The organism is Pseudomonas meliae (assembly GCF_001400515.1).
GTDB classification, from domain to species: Bacteria; Pseudomonadota; Gammaproteobacteria; order Pseudomonadales; family Pseudomonadaceae; genus Aquipseudomonas; species Aquipseudomonas amygdali.
This window is the reverse complement of sequence record NZ_LJQT01000029.1, coordinates 1-2,988: the sequence shown is the minus strand read 5'-3', so window position 1 is coordinate 2,988 and position 2,988 is coordinate 1. Positions and strand designations below refer to the sequence as shown.

Below are 2,988 nucleotides of genomic sequence, written 5' to 3'. Positions count from 1 at the left end.
GAGCGTCCAGAACTGCATTCCCACGCGGAGCGTGAGGAACGATGGTGTATGACTGCGATTCTGCGCCTGAAGCAGCATCCTAGAATTTTTAATCGTAAAAATCCAAGCAAAAGCGAATAATTTTTCGCTTTGGCTGCTGCTATACGTGCAAATATCAATAAATTTTCGCGTGCGCATCAGTAATCTTTCAAGCAATCGGCCTTGTACCGCCAGCCCTTGATTCTGACTCGATTACAAAAGTGAATTGCCCATGACCACCTCTGCGCTCTACCTGGATTACGCCGCTACCACGCCTGTTGATGAACAGGTCATCGAAGCTATGGTTGCCTGCATGGGGCGCGAAGGTCATTTCGGTAATCCGGCATCCAGCGGGCACGGTTATGGGCAGGTGGCGCGGCAGGCCGTTGAACAGGCACGCGCGCAGGTGGCCGATGCGGTGGGTGCGCCTGCCGACACCATCGTCTGGACCTCCGGCGCTACCGAGTCCAACAACCTGGCGATCAAGGGCATCGCCCATGACAGCAGCGCGCAGCGTCGGCACATCATTACCAGTGTTCTGGAGCACAAAGCAGTGCTCGATACCGTCAGCACGCTGGAGCGTCAGGGCTTTCCCGTCACCTGGCTGAAACCGGACGCCCAAGGCCTGATCCAGCCGCAGGCGGTTCAGGCTGCCCTGCGCGAAGACACGCTGCTGGTATCACTGATGCTGGTGAACAACGAGCTGGGCACGCTGACCGATATCGCCAGCATTGGCGCCTTGGTGCGCGAGCACGGCGCGCTGTTTCATGTGGACGCTGCGCAGGGAGTCGGCAAGGTGAAGGTCGATCTGGCGAGTCTGGCCGTCGACCTGATGTCGTTCTCGGCGCACAAGGCCTACGGCCCCAAGGGCATTGGCGCGCTGTACGTGGGCCCGCGTGCTCATTCGCTGCTGAAAGCGCAGATTCACGGCGGCGGACATGAAGGCGGCTTTCGGTCGGGCACACTGGCTACGCATCAGATCGTCGGCATGGGTACAGCCTTTGCGTTGGCGATCAGCCAGGCCGAAACTGAAAACCGCCGTATCCAAGAGCTGAGTCGCCACCTGCGCGAAGGCTTGTTGAGCCTGCCGGATGTGCAGCTCAACGGCTGTCCGCAACAACGCATCCCGCACACCCTCAACCTGTGCATCACCCGCAGTGGCTTCACCAGCTCGCAGCTATCCCACAGCCTGGCGTTGTCTTCTACATCCGCGTGCAACTCGGCCAGCAATGCACCCTCGCATGTGTTGCTCGCTCTGGGGATGGATTCAGCCAAGGCCCTGGCCAGCGTGCGTGTCAGCCTTGGCCGCTACACCACGCAGGCAGACGTCGAGCGTGCCATTGAGGTATTCAGCAAGGCGCTCAGCGCACCTGCTGCGTTCTGGTGACCAGTATTTTCGAGATCAGAAAAAGCAACAACAGAGCGATGTCGTTATAATGGCACAACCCGGCAGCTGCCAAGTGATGCTCACGGATCAGGTTTTAACCCTAAAGGAATAAGTCATGACCTTTGCTCTTCCAATCAGGTGTATTTTCCTGGCGTTTGTGACGACCGCCATCAGCCCCCTGGTTTTTGCCAAGATGTATACCGACTCCGACAAAAATGACGCCTACTCTCCCTACACCCTCTACATGGAGCACTGCAACAAAACGCAAGAGCAAGTGGATTCTCTGGAGGCTCAACAAGGCCCGCTGGCCAAAAGAAGTGATCAACTCGCTCACTATTACTTCCTACTCCCTCAGCGCTGACAACTACACCCCCAGCGAAATGGGTGTGAGCGCAGAGGAGCTTGCGCGATGCAATGCCACTTACGCTAAAGCGGGTAAGTTACGCAAGCAGGCCGAAGCTACTCTGGCGGCCGCTCAGGCCATTGAAGACAAGAAGCAAAAGAAAGCCGACTTGATCGCTCACCAGAATTTACCTGAATACAAACAGGCGAGATCGTTGGGGTTCAAGGACGTAGGCAATATCACGTTTCTGAAAATGTATGACGACATGGTCGGTGACGCTGAGCTGAAGTCAACACTGATTAACGTTGACCAGCAATGCGGAAAGTATCTGCGGGCCACGCAGTACGTGGAGCCGTACGTCATTTATACGACTGACCCCAGATTCAATGGCCCATGTGGGTCAGTAAAAAGATTCGCGATCAGAGGAACCCGCGGCGTGAACAGCGGTGACTGGATCAACCCCGACGCCCAATTCAGATACGTCGGCTGGCAGAAAATCCTCGCACCCAACGGGTTCAAGATCCGGATACAAGCGCTGGAGCAGCTCTGAGTATCGAAGCGGTCCCTGACGCTCTGAAAAGTAATGCCCTTCCCCAGAGCCAGCCATCGCTGGCTTTCATCTTCTCCCATGTCTTCAAGTCAAGGCCCCGAACATCACCCGGCGGGGGCCTTTAGCGTCGATTACATGAAAATGTACCCCTCCAGATACAAAAAGACACAAATTGGCACAGTTCTTTCAAGTGGAACGGTCGTGCCATAAACCATTGGTGCACGCTGCATTCAAGGGGTGCCTACACGCACCAAAGTGCAGTTAACGGACGCCAGAGCGTCCACAAATAGTGCAGGAGGGCAGACCACAAGTCTTTCTCCTCGCCAGGAAAGGAATCTAGCCGTGCTCTATCAGTCTTGTGTCAGACCACCGTTACGCTGGCTGCTTACCCCTGAGGCATTGCCTGCCTTGGACGGTGCCTGCCCGGTCGCCTTCGCGTTATCCAGATCTGCATGTTGTTTTTCGACGGCTCTGCACGTCTGGACGTAAGTCATTTTGCGTGTGTCCTTGAATGTTCTGATGATTAATCAGGGCCTTGCAGAACTGTGCGCGCAATAAGGATAAACCCCCTGTTTTTTATTAACGGGCAACCCACATATAAAGATTGTCCGACACTTTATTTGAGGTGGTTTCATTTGGCCATCATTCGTGCGATGGCTTTTTTTTCCTTTAAGAGGGTGTAGATAAAAT

The 2,988-nt window shown here is 55.1% G+C and carries 3 protein-coding genes; all 3 read left to right on the top strand.

What is annotated here, in order from left to right; all coding sequences use genetic code 11:
• Window positions 1-250 precede the first annotated feature (250 nt).
• The 3 genes from ALO64_RS01285 to ALO64_RS01280 all read left to right on the top strand — a co-directional run bounded on the left by ALO64_RS01285 (window position 251) and on the right by ALO64_RS01280 (window position 2,298).
• Window positions 251-1,405 carry a cysteine desulfurase family protein gene (locus ALO64_RS01285; protein ID WP_044345641.1) on the top strand — a complete coding sequence of 385 codons (1,155 nt, stop codon included), beginning with the start codon at window positions 251-253 and terminating at the stop codon, window positions 1,403-1,405.
• 115 nt (window positions 1,406-1,520) lie between these two features.
• Window positions 1,521-1,766, top strand: coding sequence for a hypothetical protein (locus ALO64_RS25640; RefSeq protein ID WP_044345640.1), 246 nt, complete (start codon window positions 1,521-1,523; stop codon window positions 1,764-1,766).
• The gene (locus ALO64_RS01280) at window positions 1,723-2,298 is read left to right on the top strand and encodes a hypothetical protein (protein WP_169788672.1); all 576 of its coding nucleotides are present in this window, start codon (window positions 1,723-1,725) and stop codon (window positions 2,296-2,298) included. Before ALO64_RS25640 ends, ALO64_RS01280 begins: the two co-directional genes overlap by 44 nt.
• Window positions 2,299-2,988 lie beyond the last annotated feature (690 nt).

What these genes read in the sequence shown, in the direction of transcription:
- ALO64_RS01285 (WP_044345641.1), top strand. Translation starts at nt 251, where the DNA reads ATGACCACCTCTGCGCTCTACCTGGATTACGCCGCTACCACGCCTGTT.
- ALO64_RS25640 (WP_044345640.1), top strand. Translation starts at nt 1,521, where the DNA reads ATGACCTTTGCTCTTCCAATCAGGTGTATTTTCCTGGCGTTTGTGACG.